This window comes from Fictibacillus phosphorivorans, from assembly GCF_001619875.1.
Classification (GTDB): domain Bacteria; phylum Bacillota; class Bacilli; order Bacillales; family Fictibacillaceae; genus Fictibacillus; species Fictibacillus phosphorivorans_B.
Genome location: NZ_LRFC01000021.1, coordinates 1 through 5,876 on the forward strand (window position 1 = coordinate 1; position 5,876 = coordinate 5,876).

A 5,876-nucleotide genomic window follows, 5' to 3' on the forward strand; every position below is an offset into this window, starting at 1 on the left:
TTGAGGATTTAAACCGTTGTACTCGATGAGTGCTTGTTGCTGGCGATTAGGCTTCTTACCGTTCTTCATGACCCTCTTGCCCCTTTCTTTCACATAAGGCTTTCATGCCTTCAATTTTGATAAATTTATAGTCTGGAAAGTTTCTCTCGATGTAACTCATAACGTACCTTTTAAACATCGTTCCTCGTGTGCTGTAGCCTCTTGTAAGCTCTAAATACAAGTGAGGTATTTCCACTTCATATTTACGGGACATAAACCATCTTCCCAGTCAGCTGCATGATCTCTTTCTTAAATTCATCTTGATTGCTGTTTGAATCCGAAAGGTGAAGCAGCCATATTTCTTGAACCTTGCTTAGATCGTTAACCTTTAAAAATTCTTTTACGTTCTCCAGGCTGAAATGCGATCTCATCAATCGTTTCTTCATGACAGCTGGTGTCCTTCCAAGTGCGATATTTGCATCCAATATGTCCATTGAGTAGTTGCACTCAACAAGGATGTGTGTAAGCCCTTTAAACTTGTAACGAATGTAATAAGTGTCTGTAGCGAAAAGAATCTTTTCTCCTCCTTCGTTTGTTAACAAGAAGCCATAAGGCTCTGCTACATCATGTTGAACATCAAAGGGAAGTATATTCCATGTACCGATACGAAACGGCTGTTTAGAAGCGATTTTATGTATTCTGTGATGTTCAATGTTTAACGCTCCTGCCGTACCCGGTGACATATAACAATTGATTCCGGCTTTTAATACCTCTTTAATCGCTTTACAGTGATCACCGTGCTCATGACTTATAAGACAGCCTGCTATTGAGGTAGTTTGAAAGTTTAATTGTCGCTGAACCTCTTTAAACTTGATGCCAGCTTCCAGAAGCAGTGGGGTCTTGCCATCAGTAATGTGATAGCAGTTCCCCGCGCTCGAGCTTCCAAATGATTTTATCTCGATCAAAACTCTGGTCCGCCTACGTTTACTGGTTCTGGTTCTGGTTTTAACTTTTCTTCTGGCTGTTCTCTTTTAGGCGGTTCGGGATCGTCAATGATTTCGTTATACTCAGCATCGATGTATTCAGAATTTGCGTTTTCAGCTATTTCCTTCTGGACTTCTATTTCTTCTGAGCGTTCATCTGATCCGTTGATATGCTGCATTACCAGGGAACCATCATCGCTTGAATTCAAGAATTTCTTACAAGCACGACCTATAACAGTCTTCTTAGCCATTTCCTGCTTAAAATCATCATGTGTGCTACCTTGTTTTTCTTTCTTTTGGTCCTTGCCCCACATTTGAGATTGACTCCAAGCTTGTCTAATCTCATCCATTGTCATGATTTCTGTATAAACCTCTCCGTCAGGCATTTCGATAGTGGCATAAGCACCTAGAATTTTATCTTTGTTTATGTTTCCAAACTTTTGTTTATGTTTAAGGTTAACTACACGACCATTTACGATCTCATAATCAACATCGTCGCCTTCATAAATCACCATGCCATCTATAGCCTTTGCGTTTGTTACTCGCTTAGTAACGGCCATTGTTCCAAAATAAGAACGCTGGAACGCTAACTGTTTACCGTAGCAGATAAAGTAGCCTTGTTTCTTTGCCGGATTTAGACCTTGAACTACCATATCAAGTAAGGCATTTGCGATAGAATCCTTTGTACAGTGTGTAAGTACTGGAGCGTAATTATCGTTTTTTCCTGCTTTAGTGGCTTGTAAGATCAACCAAGCGCTTTTCATTGCATTCTCAGGGCTATAGTTAGCTGGGAAATGTAGTTCACCAGCCTCTTGAAACTGTTTTACTTTAGCAGCCACTATATCAACGGTATCTTTTTTCACCATTGCTAATTGATTTTGATTGCTCATTATTTAGCCGCCTTTACTGTGTTTTTGCATGAGTCACAAACCGCCATACAATTAGATCCAACTGTAACCGTTGTTAAAATTACCTGTTCTTTGCTTTTACATACTGAACATCCACCATGTTTAACAGTCATTAAATTGCCTCCTCCATATCTCCGTACTCAACACGAAGTTTTTTATCAGCTTCAGATACTACTAAACTAATAACCTGTGAATTTACTTCAATCAGCTGCGTTACAGCTTCACTATTGTCTACAAAGATTGGAGCAGAAACTCCGTAATGCTCTGCTAAAGTGTTGATGATATCTAGACCGATATTGATACGTGCGGCGTTATTCAAACCACCGTTGTAAGGTACACCTTCGTACAAGGTTTCACATGTTTCAGAAAGCCCGCCATTGATCTGAGTATCGAATAATTTGAAACGAGCGTATTTGAATTTAGAGTTAATCTTTTCTGTTAGCAGATTTACTTTAGTGCGAATAAACTCTTCGGTTAGATAAAGTTCTTGCTCCAACTTTTCGAATTCAGCTGCAAGACCACGTTCTTGCTCTTCCAGTTCTTGAATACGCTGCTTAGAGAGCTTAACTTGAGCAAATTTTGCTTTATCTTGATCCAAAGTGTTCATATCATTGCGTAACACAACGATTTCTTGATTCACTTTGTATACTGATTCTTGAACTGAAGAACGTAAGTTTTGTATAGATTCTTCAATATTGATAGCTTCTTTTTTCTTGTTGATGTACAGAGGATCTGAGTCAACGTTTTTAACTCCTGCCTGGAGACTTAATACTTCGTCTTGAACTCTTTCTATTTCTGAATTTTGAAGACGAACAAATTCTTCAAGTTTTGTAATCTCATGTTCTAGTTGTTGATTTTCAGACTTTAACCCTTCAACAACACCAGCTTCCATTTTTCCTTGAGCATTAATTCTTTCTAACCTCTGCGCCTTTTCAAGATTGAATTGAGCTAATGCTTTTTCGTGTGCTTCTTGAATTTGTTCACTCGGTAAAGCTTGTCCGCATGTTGGACAATCCTCAGCATGATGAGATTCAAATACTCGACCATTAACCTCATGCCATTCTTTGCGTAAGCGATCTGTTAATTCTGCAGAACTCTGAATTGCTTTATTGTTACTGGCTATACGGTTTCTTTTACTCCTGATTTGTAGCTCCGCATTTTCCGCTTCGAACTTAATGGAGGATAACTCCTGACGTTTGGCTGACATATCTTCAAGGGTCTTACCTTGAAGATCATTTTTTATTTGCTGAAGTTCCCCTTCTACTTCACGAAGTTTCTTTTCCTTAGCGGATATCTCGCCACCTGACTTAATGCGGTTAACCTCAGATTCTTTTTCTTCTATCTGATGTTTAAGGAAAGAAATTTCTTGTTGAAGCTCGTCCTCATTTAAATTCGAAGTGTCTGGCATTGATCGTTGAACTTCATCTATGCGAATTGGAATGCGATCCAATTCTTTGTTAATCTCAGTTCTTCTAGCAGCAACCATCTTCCGATGATTCTCAATGGTTTTCCCGTTCAATACGATCGTTAACTTTGAAAGACTTTTGTTGCTATCGATAACTTCCTGGTCCGTAATATCACCGCAGATAGTTAGTAATAATGCTCTGCGATCCTGCCACTTTAGTTGTTCGTTAAAGTAGGATGGAGAGGTTAGAAGCTTGAAGATATCCTCCTGAACAATAGTGTCTACCTGCTCCTTATACTCTTTCAACTTCACTGGCACTCCATCAATGTAATAATCCGTTGTGTGGCCTGTGAACTCTGATAACGCTGATCCACGTTTCTTTGTCCACTTTTCAGAGAATACTTTTCGTAAAGTAAGTGTACGATCGTTAACTTTAAAGGTAGCTTCTACCTCATGTTCTAATCCATGAATCGCTTCATTCTTACCGCTTAGTGTTTTTAACTGGAAGTCCTTTTTGTTCTGACTATCCTTATCGAAAAGCACCCAGATGAAAGCATCAAACATTGTCGTTTTTCCAGTGGCGTTGTCACCATAAACTTTTGCATTTTCACCTTGTAGATCAAGAGTGAACTGTTTAACACCCTTGAAGTTTTTCAGGTTCAGCTGCAGTAACTTAATCTCCGTTTTCACTACTTACTTCCTCCTTTTGTTGATAAATTGTTGATAAGTGAATATAATGGAACTAATAGATTTTTAAAAACACATCCCGTTAAAACTGTCACCCTGCCTGGTGATGGTTTTTTTGTTGTTCTCTTTCATATTTTGCTTTAACTTCTTCTTCTTTCCGATTCAGTCTACGAGCTGTCTCCTTCAATCCAACTACAGGAACGTGGTTAACCATGTAGAATGTTTCAGCTGGCGACCAGTTTCCCGTTTTATAGCAATGAATCATGTCACTCACTCCTATCCAATGCTTGTTAAGATTTTTGTAGTAATCATACAAGCCGTTTTTCTTTAGATAATCAACTTTAGATCGAAGTGTTCCTTCTGTTTTTCCCATTGCAAAACTGAGGGTTCTAGCGTGATCAACTTCGTAATACTTACAGAGGTATTCCAATTCAGACTCAGTAAATGATTCACCATGACTGAAATGAAATTCCGGATGAAATTTCATTCTTCCATGTCCATCGAATGAAATAGTGTCCTCCTCCATATGTTCTTTTACTCTTGCCATTGTCATTCACCTCATTTCTAGTGCGATCCGCACTGTCCGGCCTAAGAGAGAGATAGGGGATGGGGTTAGGCTCTCCTAGGTCCGACAGCAGAGACCGAAGCCTATTGCTGTTCATCAACCAGTTATGGTAAAATGAAATTGTTAAACGTCCTATACGATAGCAGCTGTTAGTGTTCCCGCACTAGCGGCTGTTTTTATTTTTGGGCCATTTTCCTGTTGGAATTGAGTTCTTTGCTCCTTGATCCATTGTGCTAATTCAAAATAGATTTTTGCTTCTGCTTTATGCCCTGAGTTGTAGAAAAACCATCCTTGCTTTCTTAACGCCCTCGCAACATCTTTTAATTCCATTCCGTCCATAACAAGAGTTCCTGATGACTCATTCACGCGTTTTAATGTTGTTGAATCAAACAGTCTTTTATTCCATCCTTTAAGATGATTACTTAGTAATCTTGTAGATCTTCTCACCATGCTCATTTCAGCAGGGAAAAGTTTAATTGTTGCTGCTGTTCTCATAATCTAACCTCCTATTTGGTATAAAGTAATTCTGTGTACTTTTTGAAAATTACAAGTTGCTCTAATGTTTCAATTTCAAGAAATGCTGCTTTTAATTGAGCAAGTAAAAGAACTTTATCCATCAATAACTCCCTTTTACAAAGCCTTTTGCTTTGAGTTTAAGTCGCTGTTCCTTCCATAATCCCAGCCACGAAAAACCATATTCCAAACAAATAATTCCTACAAAATGGGTTAAAGCTATAATCGCGTCAATGGCTTCCATCAATGCCTTTTTAAGTTGATGCCTTTCATGCTCTTGTATGTACTCTGGGTGATTTACTAGACAAACCCCACTAATTGCATCTATTGCTTCTTGAAGTTCTTCAATAGTCTTGCTTCTTACGCTTGATCGGTGAAGATCGACTTTATCTCCGTTTAATTCTGGTACCCATGCCCCTCCTGTATCCTCAAGTGCTACAGCCATTGAATAGAATGGGTAATCAAGTTCCTTTGCCAATATGGGACGAAGATCTTTAGGAATCTTCCTCGCCCCCGTTTCTGCTTTACTTAATGCTTCACGACTCATGGGAAGATTCAGAGATAGTTGTTCTTGCGTTAGTCCTTTCCAATTTCGAGCCCTGGCAAGTGCATTGCCAAGTTGATTCATTCTAGCTCCTCCTTTGTACCTAATAGATGGTAGATTGTGTAAGTGTTAGATTTATAATTAAATTAGATAGCTAATCCTTGCTGTTCTTTCTTCAAACGATTAATGATGTATGCTTGTCCTTTTGGTGTAACTCTCATGGTTAGATAAGTAAAAGTCCCTTTGCTGCTTTCTTTTACACCTTGATTTATTTCAAAGTAGCCGCGATCTA

10 protein-coding genes are annotated in these 5,876 nt (G+C 38.8%); all 10 read right to left on the bottom strand.

Features of this window, described 5'->3' with window-relative positions; translation table 11 throughout:
• Positions 1-69, bottom strand: a 69-nt coding sequence (locus AWM68_RS22135) for a DUF6906 family protein (RefSeq protein WP_419865580.1), incomplete at its 3' end; no start/stop codon positions are given.
• Positions 56-253, bottom strand: coding sequence for a hypothetical protein (locus tag AWM68_RS09455; protein WP_066240450.1), 198 nt, complete (start codon positions 251-253; stop codon positions 56-58). The genes AWM68_RS22135 and AWM68_RS09455, both read right to left, overlap by 14 nt.
• Complete coding sequence (locus tag AWM68_RS09460; protein WP_066240453.1) at positions 243-944, bottom strand: MBL fold metallo-hydrolase; 702 nt, start codon at positions 942-944, stop codon at positions 243-245. Before AWM68_RS09460 ends, AWM68_RS09455 begins: the two co-directional genes overlap by 11 nt.
• Positions 941-1,852 carry a recombinase RecT gene (locus tag AWM68_RS09465; RefSeq protein ID WP_082820658.1) on the bottom strand — a complete coding sequence of 304 codons (912 nt, stop codon included), beginning with the start codon at positions 1,850-1,852 and terminating at the stop codon, positions 941-943. Before AWM68_RS09465 ends, AWM68_RS09460 begins: the two co-directional genes overlap by 4 nt.
• The gene (locus AWM68_RS22010) at positions 1,852-1,983 is read right to left on the bottom strand and encodes a hypothetical protein (RefSeq protein ID WP_269446788.1); all 132 of its coding nucleotides are present in this window, start codon (positions 1,981-1,983) and stop codon (positions 1,852-1,854) included. Before AWM68_RS22010 ends, AWM68_RS09465 begins: the two co-directional genes overlap by 1 nt.
• Positions 1,983-3,965, bottom strand: coding sequence for an AAA family ATPase (locus AWM68_RS09470; RefSeq protein WP_066240456.1), 1,983 nt, complete (start codon positions 3,963-3,965; stop codon positions 1,983-1,985). The genes AWM68_RS22010 and AWM68_RS09470 overlap by 1 nt, the downstream gene beginning before the upstream one ends.
• Positions 3,966-4,053: 88 nt before the next feature.
• Entirely contained in the window at positions 4,054-4,509 is a 456-nt protein-coding gene (locus AWM68_RS21725) for a hypothetical protein (RefSeq protein ID WP_197468156.1), read from the bottom strand.
• Between the two features lie 150 nt (positions 4,510-4,659).
• Complete coding sequence (locus tag AWM68_RS09480) at positions 4,660-5,022, bottom strand: hypothetical protein (RefSeq protein ID WP_066240458.1); 363 nt, start codon at positions 5,020-5,022, stop codon at positions 4,660-4,662.
• Between the two features lie 121 nt (positions 5,023-5,143).
• On the bottom strand, positions 5,144-5,668 hold the full coding sequence (locus tag AWM68_RS09485) for a helix-turn-helix domain-containing protein (RefSeq protein ID WP_066240460.1): 525 nt from the start codon (positions 5,666-5,668) through the stop codon (positions 5,144-5,146).
• A gap of 62 nt (positions 5,669-5,730) precedes the next feature.
• Positions 5,731-5,876 (bottom strand): phage antirepressor KilAC domain-containing protein (locus tag AWM68_RS09490; protein WP_197468157.1); only part of this gene is annotated, 146 nt, incomplete at its 5' end.